This is a genomic window from Mycolicibacter hiberniae (genome assembly GCF_010729485.1).
In the GTDB taxonomy this organism is placed as follows: domain Bacteria; phylum Actinomycetota; class Actinomycetes; order Mycobacteriales; family Mycobacteriaceae; genus Mycobacterium; species Mycobacterium hiberniae.
Genome location: NZ_AP022609.1, coordinates 2187996 through 2205956 on the forward strand (window position 1 = coordinate 2187996; position 17961 = coordinate 2205956).

The following is a 17961-nucleotide window of genomic DNA, read 5'->3' on the forward strand; positions in this document are numbered from 1 at the left end:
GTCAGCTCTCGCCGGCCGACTCGGCGGCCTCGGCAGCGGGGGCCTCGGCAGCCTCGGCAGGAGCCTCAGCCTTTTCCTCAGCCTTGTCGGCTGCCTTCTTGGCCGGTGCCTTCTTCTTCTTGGCGGTGGTGGCCTCGGTGGTCGGACCACCCTCGGCCTCGGCCAGCGCGGCGTTGAACAACTCGAGCTTGCTCGGCTTGGCCGGCTTGACCTTCAGGCGGCCCTCGGCGCCGGGCAGGCCCTTGAACTTCTGCCAGTCACCGGTGATCTTCAGCAGCTTGAGCACGGGCTCGGTGGGCTGGGCACCGACCGACAGCCAGTACTGGGCGCGCTCCGAGTCGATCTCGATCAGGCTCGGCTCTTCCTTCGGGTGGTAGCGACCGATGACCTCGATGGCGCGGCCGTCCCGGCGGGAGCGCGCGTCGGCAATCGCGATGCGGTACTGCGGATTGCGGATCTTGCCGAGGCGGGTGAGCTTGATCTTGACAGCCATGAATAACTCCTGCGATATCACGCTGCAATTCAGCGATGCGGGCGGGATTGCCCACATCCGGTTTTGCCTCGCGTGTTGGTGTCACGCCACGCGGAAACCCGACAGGATCGCGTCGCAGGGCGGACAGCGCTCCATTGTGCCAGAAGCACGGCGGTCAGCAGAAATCGCCTCAGGGCATCTTCTGGAAGCACTTGGTCTCGGAGCGCCGGCTCATCCGCCAGCCGTCGGCGGTACGGACGAACGCATCGTCGTACCACAAGCCCAACAGCATGGTGGGGTCGTTGTCCGCGCGGAACACCATCGGGTTGAAGCAGAAGGTCCGCGCGGTGGCGGTGTCACCGTCGACCTGGATGGCCGGCAGGCCGAGCATGTGGGAGTAGCCGGCGAAATTGGGCAGAACCTCGGTCAGCCAGGCCTTGACCTCCGGGAAGCGTCCCTCGATGCCACCGAACGCCCGGTAGTCGATGTAGGCGTCGGGGGTGAAGACGGCGTCCAGACCGTCGAAGTTTCCGGTGTCGATCGCGGTCGAGTAGTCGACCAGCAGTTGCTGGATCTCCCAACGGTCCGAAATTTCCTGTTGGCTCAGCATCCCCCGATTCAACACTGCGGCCGGTCGGGGCCGGTAAGGTATGCCGCCATGCGGAAAATCCTGGCCGCAATCGCGGCTTTCGCGACGGTGTTCGCCGCTCCCGCGCTCACCGCCCACGCCGATACCGCGCAGCCCGTCGGCTCGGCACCGGTGCCGGCCGGCCCGGCACCGAACTGGCTCATCGCCGACCTGGACTCCGGCCAGGTGCTCGCCGAGCAGAACGGCTACGCCGTGACACCTCCGGCAAGCACAATCAAGGTCTTGCTGGCATTGGTCGCCCTCGACGAGTTGAACCTCGAGGACACCACCGTGGCGACCGTGGCCGACACCCAGGTGGAGTGCAACTGTGTCGGAGTCAGGCCCGGCCGCAGCTACACCGCGCGTCAACTGCTCGAAGGCCTGCTTCTGGTGTCGGGCAACGACGCCGCCAACGCACTGGCGGACATGCTCGGGGGTCCCGAGGAAGCGGTGGCGAAGATGAACGCGAAGGCCGCTGCGGTCGGCGCGACGGCCACCCATGCCAGCACCCCCTCTGGGCTGGACGGCCCCGGTGGTCCGGGAGCGAGCACCCCGCATGACTTGGCGGTCATCTTCCGGGCAGCGATGGCCCAACCGGTCTTCGCCGAGATCACGGCGCAGCCCGCGGCGGCCTTCCCCACCGACTCCGGGGAGCGTCCGATCGTGAACATGAACGAACTGCTGGCCCGCTATCCCGGGGCGTTCGGCGGCAAGACCGGCTTTACCGACGCCGCCCGCAAAACCTATGTCGGCGGAGCGGCCCGCGACGGCCGCCGGCTGGTGGTCGCACTGATGTACGGATTGATCCGCGAGGGCGGCCCCACCTACTGGGACCAGGCGCAGGCGCTGCTGGACTGGGGCTTCGCGCAGTCCCCCACCTCGGGTGTCGGCAGCCTGTAGTCGGCAGCGCCGCTAATACAGCCGGCCGCGCAGCATCACCACATCGGGACGCCTGAGCACTTCGGGGCCGCTGCGCGGGTCGTCGGCGAAACACACCAGATCGGCCGGTGCCCCGTGCTCCAGCCCCGGTGCCCCCAGCCACCGCCGGGCGTCCCAGCATGCCGCGCCCAGCGCCTCGGTTCGGCTCAGACCCACCCCGGTCAGGGCGTTGACCTCATCGGCGATCCGGCCGTGGGCCACCATGCCACCGGCATCGGTGCCGGCGTAGACGGGCACGCCGGCCTCCCGCGCCGCACCGATGCGCGATCGAAAGCTGGCGTGCAAGGCGCGTATGTGCGCGGCGTAGGTCGGGTACTTGGCCGCCGAGTCGGCGATGCCGGGGAAATTGTCGATGTTGATCAGTGTCGGCACCAGCGCGGTGCCGTGGTCCAACATCATCGCGATGATGTCGTCGGTGATCCCGGTGCCGTGCTCGATGCAGTCGATCCCGGCGTTGATCAATCCCGGTAGCGCGTCCTCGCCGAAGACGTGCGCGGTGACCCGTGCGCCGTGGGCGTGCGCGGCCTCGATGGCCGACTTCAGCACCTCGTCGGACCACAGTGGCGCCAGGTCGCCCACCGCCCGGTCGATCCAGTCGCCCACCAACTTCACCCAGCCGTCGCCACGAACGGCTTGGGCAGCAACGGCTTCGGGGAGCTGATCCTCGTCGTCAACGTTGATCGGCAAGCCGGGAATGTAGCGCTTGGTCCGGGCGAGGTGCTGGCCGGCGCGGATGATCCGCGGCAGGTCGCCACGGTCGTCGAATCCGCGGGTGTCCACCGGTGAACCCGCGTCACGGATCAGCAGGACACCGGCCCGGCGCTCGGCCTCCGCCTGGCGCACCGCCTCGCCGACGTCCACCGGACCTCCGGGCCCGATGCCGACGTGACAGTGCGCGTCGACCAGGCCCGGGATGATCCAGCCGTCGGAGAAGACCGTCTCGGCGCCGTCGACCGGCTCAAGGCTGATGGTGCCGTTGACGATCCAGAACTGCACCGGTTCTTCGTCGGGCAGCCCACGGCCCCGTACGTGCAGCGCCAAGCTACTTCTGGCCCGGGAAGTTCAACTTGGACAGGTCGAAGTCGGCCAGCCCGGGCGGAAGTTCGTTGAGGCCCTCGGGCATCTGCGACAGGTCGGGGAACCCGGCGGGCATGCCCGGTCCGCCGGGGCCGAACAGGCCGCGTACCTTCGGCGGTGTCGGGCCGCGGTTCTTGCCCTTCTTACCGGCTTTGCCCTTGCCGCCCTTTGCCTTACGGGTGGCGCTCTTGCGGCCCATGCCGGGCAGACCCAGGCCGCCCATCATCGACGACATCATCTTGCGGGCCTCGAAGAACCGGTCGACCAGCTGGTTGACCTCCGCAACGGTGACACCCGACCCGTTGGCGATGCGCAACCGCCGGGAGGCGTTGATGATCTTCGGGTCGGCCCGCTCGGCGGGCGTCATGCCGCGAATGATGGCCTGCAGACGGTCCAGGTGGCTGTCGTCCACGGCGGCCAGCGCGTCCTTCATCTGGCCGGCGCCGGGCAACATGCCCAGCAGGTTGCCGATCGGACCCATCTTGCGGATCGCCAGCATCTGCTCGAGGAAGTCCTCCAGGGTCAGCTCCCCGGAGCCGATCTTGGCGGCCGCCTCTTCGGCCTTGCGGGCGTCGAAGACCTGCTCGGCCTGCTCGATCAGGCTGAGCACGTCGCCCATACCCAGGATCCGGCTGGCCATCCGGTCGGGGTGGAAGACGTCGAAGTCCTCCAGCTTCTCGCCGGTGGACGCAAACAGGATCGGCGCCCCGGTGACTTCGCGCACCGACAGTGCCGCGCCACCGCGGGCGTCGCCGTCGAGTTTGGTCAGCACCACCCCGGTGAAGCCGACGCCTTCGCGGAACGCCTCGGCGGTGTTCACCGCGTCCTGGCCGATCATGGCGTCCAGGACGAACAACACCTCGTCGGGCTGCACGGCATCGCGGATGGCGGCGGCCTGCGCCATCATCTCCTCGTCGATGCCGAGGCGCCCGGCGGTGTCGACGACGACCACGTCGAAGTGCTTGGCCTTGGCTTCGGCCAGACCGGCAGCGGCCACGGCCACCGGGTCACCGGGCGCACCGGTGTCACCGGCAACCGAGGTGCCCGGGTGTGGGGCGAACACCGCCACCCCGGCGCGCTCCCCCACGACCTGCAGCTGGTTGACCGCCCCGGGGCGTTGCAGATCGCAGGCCACCAGCAGCGGGGTGTGTCCCTGGCCGCGCAACCAGGTGGCCAGTTTGCCGGCCAACGTGGTCTTACCCGCACCCTGCAGGCCGGCCAGCATCACGACCGTGGGCGGGGTCTTGGCGAACGCCAGCTGGCGGGTCTGGCCGCCGAGGATGCCGATGAGCTCCTCATTGACGATCTTGACGACCTGCTGAGCCGGGTTGAGCGCACCGGAGACCTCAGCGCCTTTGGCACGCTCCTTGATCCGCCCGATGAACGCGCGCACCACCGGCAGCGAGACATCGGCCTCCAGCAGGGCCAGCCGGATCTCCCGGGCGGTGGCATCGATGTCGGCGTCGGTCAGACGCCCCTTGCTGCGCAGCCCCTGCAGGGCCCCGGTCAACCGGTCGGAGAGCGATTCAAACACGCCGCCAGCCTATATCTGGTCCTACGCAGGGGGTGGGCAGGCGAAGGAGACAGCCGTGCACGCCGAGGCCGGGACGGCTCCAGATCCGCCGGACCAATTGTAACGGCAATGTTAGATAAATCGCACAGTTAATGCCGTGATTCCCATTCGTTAAACCGCTGTTTCCGAGCATTCACACCCCATGGATATCGGTTAAAGATTCACACTCAACTGCTAAGTAATCGTTACCGACCACCGCTTTAGCTCAGATTTCTGCCAAGCTTTGGCCATCGAAAGCCAGCCCGCCGATAGCTCAACAAAAGCGATTCGGCCTCTTGCGAGGAGGACGCATGTCGTCGTTCGTTAAAGCTCTCCCCGAAGCCATGACGCACGCTGCAGGGCAATTGGCAGGCATCGGTGAAGCGCTGGCTACTGAGAATAGTGCCGCAGCGATCCCGACCACCGTTATTGCCCCCGCCGGCTTGGACCCGGTGTCGGCACTGCAGGCCGCGGTGTTCACGACTTACGGGACGCTTTACCAGTCGGTCAGCGAGCAGGCCCAAGCGGTCCACCAGCAGTTGGTGCAGGTCCTCGGGCTCAACGCCACTGCATACAACACCGCCGAGGCCACCAACCAGGCCACCGCGCAGGCCGACTCGGTCATGGACTGGATCTTGCACACCTTGCTCGGAGTTCCGGAGAGTGGCAGCAGTTCCATCTTGTCGAGCAACGCGGCCAACATCGGCAATATCGGTGTGGGCAACTGGGCCTCGGCAGGTTCGGCGGTCCTGGGCCTGGCCGGTGGTGGTCTGCTCGACTTCCCGGAGGAGATCGCCGCCGAAGGCGCCGCGGGCCTCATGGGGTACGAAGCACCCGTGGTGACGCCGATGGGCGCGCTGCCCGTGGCGGCCGGCATGGGACAGGCCACCACCGTCGGCGCCCTGTCTGCACCGCCCGCCTGGGCCGCTGAGACCGCAGCAGCCTCGGCGGCCTCCAGCGCTGCCGGGCCCGGCCGTTTGGCTGCGGCAGCGGCGGCGAGCAGCGTGGCTGCCCCGCACGGCATGTCTGGCATGCCCGTCATGGGGGCCGTGCCGGCAGCCATGGCCGCCGCCGGAGCCGGCCATGCGGCCGGGAAGTTCGGCGCCCCGCGCTACGGCGTCAAGCACACCGTCATGCCCAAGCCCAAGGCCGTTTAGCAAACCTGCCCCACCGACGAGAATGGGATTACGTATATGTCTTTTGATTTCGGAGCGTTACCCCCGGAGGTCGTCTCGACCTGGATGTACACCGGAGCAGGTTCTGCACCTCTGATGTCGGCCGCAGGGGCGTGGAGCACCCTGGCCGCTGAGCTGGAGGCCGCGGCGGCATCGGCCCAATTGGTGATCGCCGAGCTGGTCGGCGAGGACTGGACCGGGCCTGCGTCGGCAGCGATGGTCAGCGCCGTCGAGCCGTATCTGACCTGGCTGCAGAGCACTGCGGCGGCCGCCTTCCAGGCCAGCTCGCAGGCGATGACCTCAGCGGGAGCGTTCGAAGCCGCCCGCGCGGCCGTCGTGCCTCCGCCGGTGGTCGCCGCGAATCGGGCACAGCTGGCTGCCCTCGTCGCGACGAATTTCCTGGGCATCAACACCCCGGCGATTCTGGCCACCGAAGCCGCCTATCTGGAGATGTGGGCGCAGGACACCATGGCCATGCTCGGCTACACCACCGCATCGTCCAGCGCCTCGGCGCTCACCCCGGTGGCTCCGGCACCCCAGACCAGCAACCTGGCCGGCGCGGCGCTTGCCACTGCTGGCTCGGCCACCGGTGGGGTCCAGCAGGAGTTGAATCACACTCTCGGCTCGCTGCAGGGTGTGCTGTCGGGGCTCGCCTCGCCCTTCGCGGGGTCGGCCCAAGCGACGGGCGACCTGGCGAATGCGGTCGACCTGTTTCTCGGCACTCCCTTCTTCGCCAATATCATCAACAGCGGCGTGAACACCGCGGCCTGGTTCACCACCACCGCTATCCCGACGGCGATATCGCTGGGCCACACGGTCGCTCTTGCCGGCCCGGCCGCCCTGGCATCCGACGTCACCGGCGTCGACGGCCTCGCAGCCGGTTTGGGGTCAGGGGTTCTGGCAGGCATGACTACGCCGGTGGGCGCGGCTGCTGCCGGCGGGGCTCCCGTCCTGGCCGGCCTGGGACAGGCCACCAACATGGGCGGATTGTCGGTGCCGGCCAACTGGTCGACCGCAGCCGGAGCGGCCAGCTCTCAGGCCTCGGCGCTCGGCGGCTCGGGTTGGACCGCCGCCGCCGACGAAGCGGCTGGGGTGCACGCGGCACCTGCCGGAATGGTCCCGGCGGGCGCCGGTGGGCGCGGCGGCCTGGGCTCGGGCGGCACGCCGCGCTACGGCGTGAAGCCTACGGTGATGCCCAAGCAGGTGTTTGCGTAACGACCGGGGCGATGGCCTGATCGCTGGAAGCAGCGGGAGAGTCACTGTCCAACCGCACCTCAGGTGCAGGCTTGACCGGCCTCCGCCGGTCCCCTGGACAAGTCCGGTAACGGATGCATCCACAGTTGAGGCCGATAATGCAGGCCTGGGGACTGGCGGGGGCCACTTGCGGTGCGGGGGCCATGACGCCCGCGGGGGGCGCCGCGACAGCAGTACCCAGCGACAAAGATTCAGCGCCGGTCAATCCGGCTGTGAAGGCCATTCCTACAGCGCCCAACAGTGTGGCGGTCTTCCTTCCGAAACGTCCCATCGCCCTCGCCATCCCTATGTTTCGTCCGTGTTTTCCATGTTTCGCCTGTGTTTCGCCTCGCTCACACGGTACGCGCAAATCCTTACAGCTGGCTGATCTAAAATGCTCCTTCACGCCGTAGTAGCTGTATGTCAACGAAGACGAAACTGGCAACCAGAGAACCGCTGAAACGGTCTCTACCAGCTATGACAGCTCGACGCTGGACCCGCACCTTCAGGAATGGCGGCCAGAAACGGGCAACTTACCAGAGGTAACTCCTAAAGGTTTCTTTGACAACTGCTGGATTTACATCAGGTTTCGTGAAGCTCACAGCCGCCGCTTCATGCGCTCCTCGCCGGCGCCCGCCAGCGGTGTAAGCGCCGCCACCGCCCCGCTCGGAAGACCCGATGTGGGACCCCTCAGAGGCCCGCTCTCGGCTAAATACGGGTTATCGCCAGGGTGGCGGCACCGCCAGGAGAAAGACAATTCTGTCGATAAACCGACAGCGCTTTGTAGAGAAATACACCGACGTCCGGATAAATGGCGTCTACATCCCCCGAACCGGACTAATTGCAGCGAAACGCTGTGCCAAGCGCCGGCCGGATATGCCGAAGCGGCGCCGGGTGACTCCCGGCGCCGCCAGCAAAGATTTCTATTCCGCGGAGCGTTACACTCGAACAGCCGGAGTAACGCGACCCGAGATGGCGTCCGCGGCCACCCGTAGGGCGGTGTCGACGCGGTGGCTGATCTCGCGCGCCGCATCGAACAGCCGGCTCGTCAGGTCGCGACTGTCCCCGATACCCAGCACCGCACTGATCTCGTCGGTGTAGCGAGCCGACAGCAGATCGTCGCCCCGGCCGCAGACCCGGTGCAATTCTGTCCGCACGTCCAGCACGGTGCGATACGCACCGCGCAGCGAGCACCTGCGCAGGCTTGGCCTCCGCGGCCCCGGGGGCTCGACAACACCTGCGACCGTCAGCGCATCGAACAGCTGCACATCACGCAAACCGCCGCGGCCACCCTTCAAATCGGGTTCGGGGCTGTCGGCGATCTCACCGCTGCGCTGCCACCGCGCCTGTGTCACGTCGAGCAACTCGCCGTAGCGGGAATCGAATCCCTGGCGCCATTGCCGGTGGACGCCGGCGGTCAGGCGCGACGTCAGCAGCTCGTCGCCGGCGATGTGGCGGGCGTCGAGCATGGCCAGGGCGACGAGCATGTCGGAGTCGGCGACCTGAAGTGCCTGCGGAACCGTGCGCACACTGTGGTCGAGTCGAACGTTGGCGTCCCACAGCGGATACCACAGCTGATCCGCCACCTGCGCTACAGCGCCGGGCGCCATGTCGTCGTGCAACAACAGCAGGTCCAGGTCGGAGTGCGGAAGCAACTCACGGCGGCCCAGCGAACCGGTTGCGACAATCGCGAATCCGCTGCCGGGAACCAGGCCCACCTCGCGTGATTTGGCGACCAGCCACGCCTCGTGCACATTGCGCCAGGCGGTGCGCAGCGCCGCAGAATCCCATTGAGCCGGGCTGGCGCACCGCAAAGCCGCCCGAGCGGCGGCTAAGTCGTTGCACCGCAACCGACTTAGCCGCCGCTCAGGGCTCGTGGCTGGTCCCCTGCCGTTCATGACGGCCTAGACCGACCCCGACCGCAACGCAGGGTCAAACCGCGTCGGCACCGCGTTCTCCCGTCCGCACCCGGACAACGGATTCCACCGCGCTGACCCACACCTTGCCGTCTCCGATCTTCCCGGTCCGGGCTGCCCGAACGATGACGTCGACGATCTTGTCCACCGCGAAGTCATCGACCAGCACCTCGACCCGGACCTTGGGGACGAAGTCGATGGAGTACTCCGCACCTCGGTAGACCTCGGTGTGACCCTTCTGCCGTCCGTAGCCCTGGACATCACTGACTGTCATCCCCAGCACTCCGGCCTCTTCCAGGCCAGTCTTGATGTCCTCCAACGTAAACGGCTTCACGATCGCGGTGATCAGCTTCATCTTCTCTCCGTTCTTCAGTCGAGTGAGCAAGGACCGCACCTCCGGTACCCACGAGGTCGTACCCGCTTTGCAGGTGCTCGGCCTCGTCGATTCCCGAGACTTCATCCTCAACGTCCACCCGCAGGCCGAGGGTGTATTTGAGAATCAAGGCCAGGATCGCCGTTCCGACGGCCGAGTACAGAGCGACGCTGGACGCACCGATCGCCTGGCGCCACAGCTGGTCGAAACCGCCCCCGTAGAACAATCCGGGCGTAACCCCTCCCTCAATGTCGACGGCGGCGGTGGTGGGCGCAGCGACCAGGCCCACCAACAGCGTCCCGACAAGTCCTCCGACCAGGTGCACGCCCACGACATCGAGCGAATCGTCAAAGCCGAACCGGTATTTCAGGCCCACCGCCAGTGCGCAGGCCACCCCGGCCACGGCTCCGACAACCAACGAGCCGACGACATCGACCGACGCGCACGACGGCGTGATCGCCACCAGTCCGGCCACAATGCCCGACGCCGCGCCCAAGGGGGTGGCGTGACCGTCGCGAATCCGCTCTACCAGCAACCAGCCCAGCATCGCCGCCGCTGTGGCGACCGTCGTGGTGACGAAGGTCGATCCGGCAACGCCATTGGCGCTCGCCGCCGAACCGGCGTTGAATCCGTACCAGCCGAACCACAGCAGGCCGGCGCCGAGCATCACCAGGGGCAGATTGTGCGGCCGCATCGGAACCGGCCAACCTTTGCGTTTGCCCAGGACGATCGCCAACACCAAAGCGGCCATACCGGCGTTGATGTGGACCGCGGTGCCGCCCGCGAAGTCGACCGCGTGCAGCTTGTTGGCAATCCAGCCACCGTGCGGGGCAGTTCCGTCATCGAACGCGAAGACCCAGTGCGCCACCGGAAAGTACACGAAGGTGACCCACAGGGCGGAGAACGCCAGCCAGCTGCCGAACTTCATCCGATCGGCTACCGCTCCGGAGATCAACGCGACTGTGATGATCGCGAACATCAGCTGAAAACCGACGAAGACCGTGGCCGGCATCGTGCCCACCAGTGGAATCTCCACTGCCGGTGCACCACTGACCGGATCGGCGGCGACCGCGTCGGAGCCGATCAGCCCCTTGAGTCCCCAATAGTCGGTAGGGTTACCCGCCACGTTGCCGACATCATCGCCGAAAGCGAGCGAGAAACCGTAGAGCACCCACAACACCGTCACCACTCCCATGGCGCTGATGCTCATCATGATCATGTTCAAGACACTCTTGACGCGAACCATGCCACCGTAGAAAAACGCCAAACCGGGCGTCATCAACATCACCAGTGCGGCACTAGTCAGCATCCAGGCAGTGTCACCCGTGTCGGGTATTCCCATCGTCGGGAATTGATCCATGCACAAACCTCCTCCACAGCGACCGGTTGCCGTTGAACCAGGCTGGTCTTAACCATGCGCAACGGTTGTTTCGGCGTTAAAGCCGCTCCGTTGCGGATATGTGACCACCTGCTCACACCGGCCGGTTACCTGAGGATTCGATCACCGCGGAGTCGCGCCGGTACCCGGATGCCGGGCCCGCCGAACCGCTGGCGGTGCCGGTGCGCAAGTCGGCACCGGCGTGCGAACGAGGCCGCTAGCCGGCCGCGCCCGGGGAACCGCCGCGACCGCCCGCACCACCGGTTCCGGCGACGTTGGCACCGCCCGACTGGCCCACACCGCCGGGGTAGTTGCCGGTTGCTCCCCCGGTGCCGCCCCTACCGCCGTCGCCGCCGTCACCGACCGAGCCGTTGCCGCCGGCCCCACCGTTGCCGCCACGTCCCCCGGAGCTGCCGGTCTGCTGGGCAGCGGCACCGCCGTTCCCGCCGTCGCCGCCATCACCACCGATGCGGCCACTGCCCCCGGCGCCGCCCGCTCCTCCGACGCCGCCGATGCCACCGCTGGAACCGAAGCCCGCGGCCCCTCCCGATCCGCCGTTGCCGCCGTCGCCCCCGACGCCGACCGGGTTGGTCAGACCTGCGCCGCCCACACCACCCGCACCGCCGTTGCCGTCTCGGCCGGCCTGCCCGATCGCACCGATCCATCCGGCGCCGGCGCCCGCGGCACCGCCTCTGCCGCCGTCGCCGCCGTCACCGCCGTTGCCGCCGTTGGGCTGGCTCGCCGTGCCGACGCCCCCGGCCGCCCCCACGCCGCCGATACCGCCGGCACCACCGTTGCCGCTGAAGCCCAACAGCCACCCGGCGTTGCCGCCGACGCCACCGTTGCCGGCGCCGCCGCCGTGCAGGGCGGTCACATTGGGGCCGTTGACGCCGGCCCACCCGGAGCCGCCGCGACCGCCCGTTCCGCCGAAGCCCCACCCGGCCACGGCGTCACCGCCGAGACCACCGTCGCCACCGGGGTGCGAGACCAGCGATGAGCCGTCGAAGGTGTCATAGAAACCCGTGCCGCCCTGGCCGCCGGCGCCGCCGTCACCGAACCACAGACCGCCGGAACCGCCTTGGCCGCCCGCGCCGGCTTCGATCACCACCCCACCGGGGCCCAGCGAGGCCGCCGCGCCCTGACCACCGGCGCCCCCGTTACCGAACAGTCCGGCGTCGCCGCCGGCGCCGCCCGCACCGTCGTTGACTCCGGCCACGCCCGCCGCGCCGCTTCCGCCGTCGCCGAACAGGTACCCGCCGTCACCCAGGTCCCCGAAGCCCCCCATCCAACCGAACAGCGAGATGTTGGGACCTTTGAAACCATCGATGCCGTCGCCGATCAGGTATCGGCCGAACGTCAGCACCCAGGGCGTGTTGATCAGATCGATCATCAGCTGGTTGCCGGCACTGTGCAGGAAGCTCTGCAGGGCGCCATGGAGCGGCAGATAGAAGCTTTCCTGGTAGAGCTCGGCCCAGTCTGGGGAGACAATCCCGGTGAGGTCGAGCCCCCACACATCGGAGGGGTCGAAGGCTGCTGCCGATCCGATCTCAGCAGGGTCGAAGGCCGCTGCCGATCCGATATCGCCGGGGTCGAAGCCGGCCGGATCGATCTCGGGGACGTCGAACCAGGTGCCGGGGTCCAGGAAATCGAAATCCGCCTGCGCCGCGGGCGCGGCCGAAAGGGGCGCCAAGGCGAGCGCCAGGGCCGAGACGGCACCGGTCGTCGCGCGACTCCACCCGCCCGATGTGTCTGCACCCCGCTGTCGGGCGCTGCGGCGAAGACGACGATTCATTTCCATATACCTTTCTAAGGCTATTCGGAGGATCGTATAAACGCAGACTCAGATACTGCCGAGCAGGTCAAGTCCGAGCAAATCGGACAGCCAGGACATACCGAGATTTCCCTCCAGCGCGGCCCCCACAGTGGCGGCAAACTCCGAGGAATCCCCGGGGTCGCTGGCCACTGCCGAACCACCGAACAGGCCACCGAACATGGGGCCCGGGTCTTGAATATCGAAAAGGACGCGTTCGGCCGCGTTCCACAGCGTGGTGAACGGCTCTTGCTCCAAAAACGAGCCGAACACGTAGTTGGCCGGATTCTGCAGGGCGCGAATCGAGGCTTCGACGCCTTCGGACCATGCCTGCGACAGCGCGGCGTTGAGTTCGTCGGGACTGATGTGACTCGGCAGAAGCTCCAAGCTGAACGACGTGAGCTCGTTGGCCGGCCCCTGGTTCCAGCCTTCGGTGAGGCTGCCGTAGCCCAGGTTGACCAGGATGCGCAGGCTGGGCTCCAACAATTCGGCCAGCGGCACTCCCCACACAGGATTCACGCGCAGCAGATCGGTGAGCGGCAGCGTCTCACTCGGAATGATGTAGTAATTCGTAAGGCCGTCGCCGGTGGTTTCCAATGGAATTGCGTTAGCAATATCATCGGCGGTTACACCAAAATATCCGATATGCACCGTAAACATTCCCAGAATGGCATTGAGATCGGCCAGCAAATTCAAGGGATAACGCGGAAAGTCGGCATATCCGTCGTATTCCATCGTGTACACGTCGGTGGTGAAGTAGTCCGGGGTCGGATGCCCCAGGGTCATCCCGTTCCAGAACGTGAGGTCGCCGCCCCAGAAGTTCAGCAGCTGCAGCAGACCGCCGTTGGGGTTCGCCGAGTTGCCGACCAGCACGAAATGAACATCCTCGGGGGACACACCGTGATGACGCAGCTGATCCATCGTCATGGACGACATCGCCGAACTCTGCGAGTAGCCGAACACGTACACCGGGTTCTCGGAGTTCACTGCGCCACCGGCGATCTCCTTCTCGATGGCATCGGCCAGGATCTGAGCCCCTTGCACCATCGAGATGTTGCCGGGGAAGGACAACTGGGGAGTGAACAGCGACTGAGGCGTTCCGGTAAAGCCGTGCGGCTGCAGATATAACAGGTTCGCGGCGTTGACGTAGCCGGGCGAGGGCAACGGGATACCGCTGCCGCCCATCACGAACGCGACATCGCCTCCGGTCAGCGCCACGTCGGCAGACACCGCGGCCGCCGATCGCGGCGCCGGCGCGGCAAGCCCGGACACGCCCGCGAAGAAGACAAGAATACTCACTACTGCTACAACTGCACGTCCACGGCGGCGCGAACGCCCCCCTCGTGGAGCGGTCATCGCGGCGACACCGGCCATCGAAACCCCTTGAAATGCCCTTCACGCCCGCCGAGCGCGGAACCCCACCCAAAATTAGATCATCGAACAATAGTATTAGTCAGCCGTTCGGCGGAAAGCCAGCCAGGTTGACATAATTTTCCTTATTGCCGGCCGGCTAACGACATCTTTCGCCTTGCCGAATCACGGCGTGGGCCGGCGTCCAAGTAAAGTGGCCGGCGTGGATATTAATGGAGCAAGCGCGATCGTCACCGGTGGCGCATCAGGAATCGGCGCGGCGACTGCCCGCCAGCTGGCCGACAAGGGCGCCCGGGTCGTGGTCGCCGACCTGCAGGCAGACAAGGGTGAGGCGCTCGCCCACGAGATCGGCGGCGTCTTCGTCTCGGTGGACGTGACCAGCACCGAGCAGATCATCGACGCCGTCAACACCGCGACCGACCTCGGTCCGCTGCGGGCGCTGGTGAACTCGGCCGGCATCGGCTGGGCGCAGCGCACCATCGGCAAGGACGGCGAGTTCGACTCGGCGCACAGCCTGGATGCCTACCGCAAGGTGCTGGAGATCAACCTGGTCGGCACGTTCGACTGCATCCGGATCGCCGCCACCGCGATGAGCCGCAATGAGTTCACCGCCACCGGCGAGCGCGGCGCGATCGTCAACCTGACCAGCGTTGCGGCCTTCGACGGTCAGATCGGCCAGGCCGCATACTCGTCGTCCAAGGGCGGCGTGGTGGGCATGACCCTGCCGGTGGCCCGCGACCTGTCGGCGGCGGGCATCCGCGTCAACACCGTGGCACCCGGCCTCATCGACACCCCGATCTACGGCGAAGGCGAGGCCTCGGAAGCCTTCAAAGCCAAGCTCGGCCAGTCCGTGCTGTTCCCGCACCGCCTCGGCAAGCCGGAGGAACTGGCGTCGATGGTGGTGGAGCTGCTCACCAACTCCTACATGAACGCCGAAGTCGTCCGGGTGGACGGCGGCATCCGGATGCCACCGAAGTAGTCGACTACCGATCGAGAAGGCCCCCGGCGACCGGGGGCCTTCTTCGTCGGTGCCCACCTTTCAGCCGGCGGCCCATCGCTTGGCCTGCTCGAGCTCATCGAGACCGAACACCGCCAGCTCCCCGGGGATCATCCACTCCAGCGCGTGCAGCACATGGGCGACCCACTCTTTGTCCGACACCACCGCAATGCGTTTGAACGCGGAGTGATGCGGCAGCACGGTACCCAGGCCGAGCTTGAGGTCTGCGGCCAACCCGCCCGGCCCGAAACCCTCGTAGTCGGAATCGATGATCTCGACGATCCGAATGTCACCCTCGCACAGCAATTCCTGCAGCGAGGGCTTGATCTCACGGAGCTCGTCACCGCGCAGCCGGCCCGCAACGCGGATACCGGTCACTCCCTGCGGCATGTCGGGCAGCAACTCGATCATGCCGAAACCCCCTTGCAGCCGTTGCCGCCACTGTAGTCCGGCTCGCCGGCTTGTCGGCGGAGTTGCCCCGGTGCTCGCGCAGGGGATTTCGGGACCGCTGGTGTCGTCCTAGCCGCCGTTGCGCGCCAGGTTGATGGCGTACTCGCTGACGAAGTGCCCCGCCGCGGGCTCACCGGCACCGCAGCTGCCGTCGGACTCCCCTACCCGCTTGACCCACAGGTAGGCATCGGCGTGTGCGCCGGCGGTGTCGGCGGTGGGCGCGGCGCCCAGCGCCCGTCCGCTGGGGTTGCACCAGCCGAACGGATCGCCTTCAGCCGGCCCGTTTCCGTTGCGGGAGGTGTCGATCACGTAATGCGCGCCGCCGGTCATCCCGGAGATCTCTTCGCCGTACCCGATCTCTTCCTCGGTGCTGAAATAGTTCGTGGAGTTCAGCGCAAAGCCGCGCGCGCGGCCCACCCCGGCCTGGTTGAGCCGGTTGGCCATTTCGCCGGCACTGACCCAGCGCGAGTGCCCGGCGTCGACGTAGACCGCGGTCGCCGGGTTGCGGGTCAGCGTGTCGACGGCGTAGCTGATCAGGTCGAAACGCTCCTGGCGCTGGTCCCCGGAGAGGCAGTCGGCCATCGCCAGCGCATCCGGTTCCAGGATGATCGCGGCCGGGTTACCGCCGATCCCGTCGGCGACGCTGTCGACCCAGGCGCGGTAGGACGCCCCCGAGGAGAACCCGCCGGCGGCGTAGCTGCCGCAGTCACGGTGCGGGATCGCGTAGAGCACCAGCACCGGCATGGCACCGGCCGCCGCTGCGGCGCCGGTGTGCCTGGCCACCGTCGCCCCGACGGATCCCGCCCCGAACGCCTGGTCCAGCCAGTACGCCTGCGGGGTGTTGGCCACCCGCGCCAGCTCGGCGCTCTCCGGCTGCGCGTTGGAGGCGTGCATCGCCTTGGAGATGGGGTCCACATAGAAGGGCCGCCCGGCCAGGGGGTTGTCCCCGTCGGCGTGGGCGGGGCCCGCACCGGCCAGGGCCGCCAGGGCAAGGAGGGGCGTGAGGCAGCGCGCAACGACACCAAATACTGAGGGGATCACAGGGAAAAATTACCTCATGGCCCGCACGGAGGTCACAGGAAGGTCACGGCCCGCCAGGGCTCAGCCCAGCAGCGCGTCGACGAAGGCCGCCGGCTCAAACGGCGCCAGATCGTCGGGCCCCTCACCGAGCCCCACCAGCTTGACCGGCACCCCCAGCTCCTGCTGCACCCGGAAGACGATTCCGCCCTTGGCGGTTCCGTCCAGCTTGGTCAGCACCACGCCGGTGATGTCGACGACGTCGGCGAAGACCCGGGCCTGCGCCAGGCCGTTCTGCCCGATGGTCGCGTCGAGGACCAGCAGGACCTCATCCACGGCCGCGCGGCGTTGCACCACGCGCTTGACCTTGCCGAGCTCGTCCATCAGGCCAGTCTTGGTGTGCAACCGTCCCGCGGTGTCGATGACCACGACGTCGACCCCCTCGGAAATCCCTTTGTCGACGGCGTCGAAGGCGACCGAGGCCGGATCGGCTCCCTCGGCACCGCGCACCACGTCGGCGCCCACACGCGCCGCCCAGGCCTGCAGCTGATCGGCCGCCGCGGCCCGGAAGGTGTCGGCCGCACCCAGCAGCACCCGGCGGCCGTCGGCCACCAGCACGCGGGCCAGCTTGCCCACCGTGGTGGTCTTGCCGGTGCCGTTGACGCCCACCACCAGCAACACCGACGGGTGATCGTCATGCGGCAGGGCCCGGATGGTCCGGTCCAGAGCAGGCTCCAGTTCGCCGATGAGCACCTCGCGCAGCACGGCACGAGCCTCGGCTTCGGTGCGGAACTGCCCACCGGCCAGCCGTTCGCGCAGCGCAGTCACCACCGACTCGGTGACCACAGGGCCCAGGTCGGCCACCAACAGGGTGTCCTCGACGTCCTGCCAGGAATCGTCGTCGAGGTCGCCGCCGCCGAGCAGGCCGAGCATGCTGCGCCCCAGCGTGTTCTGGGACTTGGCCAGCCGGCCCCGCAATCGCTGCATCCGTCCTTCGACGGGCTCGATGTCCGGCGCGACAGTGTCCGGCGCCGGTTCGGGAACGACTTCGGGGGGCGCCTCGGGCAGCTCGACGTCGGTGATCGTGCGCCGCGGGGCGTCGCGCGGGACAGTCGCGTCGTCGCCGATGACCGGGGCCGGCGGCTCCGCGGTTTCGGTTCGGCTGAAGGAGATGCCCGTGGAGGCGCTGTAGCCGCCGGAGCGGTCCAATCCCTCGCGTTCCGGCGCGGACAGCTTGATCCGGCCCCGCCGGTGCCGCACCAGGCCCCAGACCAGCACACCGATCAGGACCACCGCGACAACGACCGCCGTGGCGATCAAGAGAGTTTGAGACGACACGACCGTCATTGTCGCAGCAGGGACTTACGCCGGGTTAATGCGGCGCTCCCAGCTTCACCTCGCCTCCGGCGAGCCTCGCTGAACCGCCGGGTTAATGCGGCGCTCCCAGCTTCACCTCGCCTCCGGCGAGCCTCGCTGAACCGCCGGGTTAATGCGGCGCTCCCAGCTTCACCTCGCCTCCGGCGAGCCTCGCTGAACCGCCGGGTTAATGCGGCGCTCCCAGCTTCACCTCGCC

At 67.6% G+C, this 17961-nt stretch carries 16 protein-coding genes; 4 read left to right on the forward strand and 12 right to left on the reverse strand.

The window, feature by feature from the left end; genetic code table 11:
- Position 1: 1 nt before the first annotated feature.
- Both rpsP and G6N14_RS10325 read right to left on the reverse strand, forming a co-directional pair.
- Complete coding sequence (gene rpsP / locus G6N14_RS10320; RefSeq protein WP_046319466.1) at positions 2-493, reverse strand: 30S ribosomal protein S16; 492 nt, start codon at positions 491-493, stop codon at positions 2-4.
- Between the two features lie 169 nt (positions 494-662).
- Entirely contained in the window at positions 663-1082 is a 420-nt protein-coding gene (locus G6N14_RS10325) for a nuclear transport factor 2 family protein (RefSeq protein WP_085130601.1), read from the reverse strand.
- A gap of 48 nt (positions 1083-1130) precedes the next feature.
- On the opposite strand from G6N14_RS10325, the gene G6N14_RS10330 reads away from it, so the two are divergent.
- Entirely contained in the window at positions 1131-2000 is an 870-nt protein-coding gene (locus tag G6N14_RS10330) for a D-alanyl-D-alanine carboxypeptidase family protein (RefSeq protein ID WP_085137750.1), read from the forward strand.
- A gap of 12 nt (positions 2001-2012) precedes the next feature.
- Here G6N14_RS10330 and G6N14_RS10335 read toward each other — a convergent pair whose 3' ends face one another.
- Positions 2013-3080 (reverse strand): amidohydrolase family protein, encoded by a 1068-nt coding sequence (locus tag G6N14_RS10335; RefSeq protein WP_085137748.1) that lies wholly within the window; start codon positions 3078-3080, stop codon positions 2013-2015.
- A 1-nt stretch (position 3081) separates the two neighbouring features.
- Positions 3082-4650 (reverse strand): signal recognition particle protein, encoded by a 1569-nt coding sequence (gene ffh / locus G6N14_RS10340; protein WP_085137746.1) that lies wholly within the window; start codon positions 4648-4650, stop codon positions 3082-3084.
- A gap of 329 nt (positions 4651-4979) precedes the next feature.
- On the opposite strand from ffh, the gene G6N14_RS10345 reads away from it, so the two are divergent.
- Entirely contained in the window at positions 4980-5825 is an 846-nt protein-coding gene (locus G6N14_RS10345; RefSeq protein ID WP_085137744.1) for a PE family protein, read from the forward strand.
- 36 nt (positions 5826-5861) lie between these two features.
- The gene (locus G6N14_RS10350; RefSeq protein ID WP_085137742.1) at positions 5862-7058 is read left to right on the forward strand and encodes a PPE family protein; all 1197 of its coding nucleotides are present in this window, start codon (positions 5862-5864) and stop codon (positions 7056-7058) included.
- 956 nt (positions 7059-8014) lie between these two features.
- On the opposite strand, the gene G6N14_RS10355 is transcribed toward G6N14_RS10350, so the two are convergent.
- The 5 genes from G6N14_RS10355 to G6N14_RS10375 form a co-directional block, all read right to left on the reverse strand.
- Positions 8015-8890 carry a DUF294 nucleotidyltransferase-like domain-containing protein gene (locus tag G6N14_RS10355; RefSeq protein WP_163787123.1) on the reverse strand — a complete coding sequence of 292 codons (876 nt, stop codon included), beginning with the start codon at positions 8888-8890 and terminating at the stop codon, positions 8015-8017.
- A gap of 118 nt (positions 8891-9008) precedes the next feature.
- Entirely contained in the window at positions 9009-9347 is a 339-nt protein-coding gene (locus G6N14_RS10360; protein ID WP_046319478.1) for a P-II family nitrogen regulator, read from the reverse strand.
- A complete protein-coding gene (locus G6N14_RS10365; protein ID WP_085137738.1) occupies positions 9253-10725 on the reverse strand; it encodes an ammonium transporter in 1473 nt (490 codons plus the stop codon). Before G6N14_RS10365 ends, G6N14_RS10360 begins: the two co-directional genes overlap by 95 nt.
- A 235-nt stretch (positions 10726-10960) precedes the next feature.
- Positions 10961-12433 (reverse strand): hypothetical protein, encoded by a 1473-nt coding sequence (locus G6N14_RS21205; RefSeq protein WP_163787125.1) that lies wholly within the window; start codon positions 12431-12433, stop codon positions 10961-10963.
- Between the two features lie 150 nt (positions 12434-12583).
- Entirely contained in the window at positions 12584-13852 is a 1269-nt protein-coding gene (locus tag G6N14_RS10375; protein ID WP_234809040.1) for a PE-PPE domain-containing protein, read from the reverse strand.
- Positions 13853-14126: 274 nt separating this feature from the next.
- Between G6N14_RS10375 and G6N14_RS10380 the strand changes: the two genes are divergently transcribed.
- Complete coding sequence (locus G6N14_RS10380) at positions 14127-14903, forward strand: SDR family NAD(P)-dependent oxidoreductase (protein WP_085137885.1); 777 nt, start codon at positions 14127-14129, stop codon at positions 14901-14903.
- A gap of 60 nt (positions 14904-14963) precedes the next feature.
- Here the strand turns inward: G6N14_RS10380 and G6N14_RS10385 are convergent, their stop codons facing one another.
- The 3 genes from G6N14_RS10385 to ftsY all read right to left on the reverse strand — a co-directional run bounded on the left by G6N14_RS10385 (position 14964) and on the right by ftsY (position 17726).
- On the reverse strand, positions 14964-15332 hold the full coding sequence (locus G6N14_RS10385) for a SpoIIAA family protein (protein WP_085137734.1): 369 nt from the start codon (positions 15330-15332) through the stop codon (positions 14964-14966).
- Positions 15333-15440: 108 nt separating this feature from the next.
- Positions 15441-16412 (reverse strand): glycoside hydrolase family 6 protein, encoded by a 972-nt coding sequence (locus tag G6N14_RS10390; RefSeq protein ID WP_085137732.1) that lies wholly within the window; start codon positions 16410-16412, stop codon positions 15441-15443.
- Positions 16413-16472: 60 nt separating this feature from the next.
- Positions 16473-17726, reverse strand: a complete 1254-nt coding sequence (gene ftsY, locus G6N14_RS10395) for a signal recognition particle-docking protein FtsY (RefSeq protein WP_234809039.1) — start codon at positions 17724-17726, stop codon at positions 16473-16475.
- Between the last annotated feature and the right edge of the window lie 235 nt (positions 17727-17961).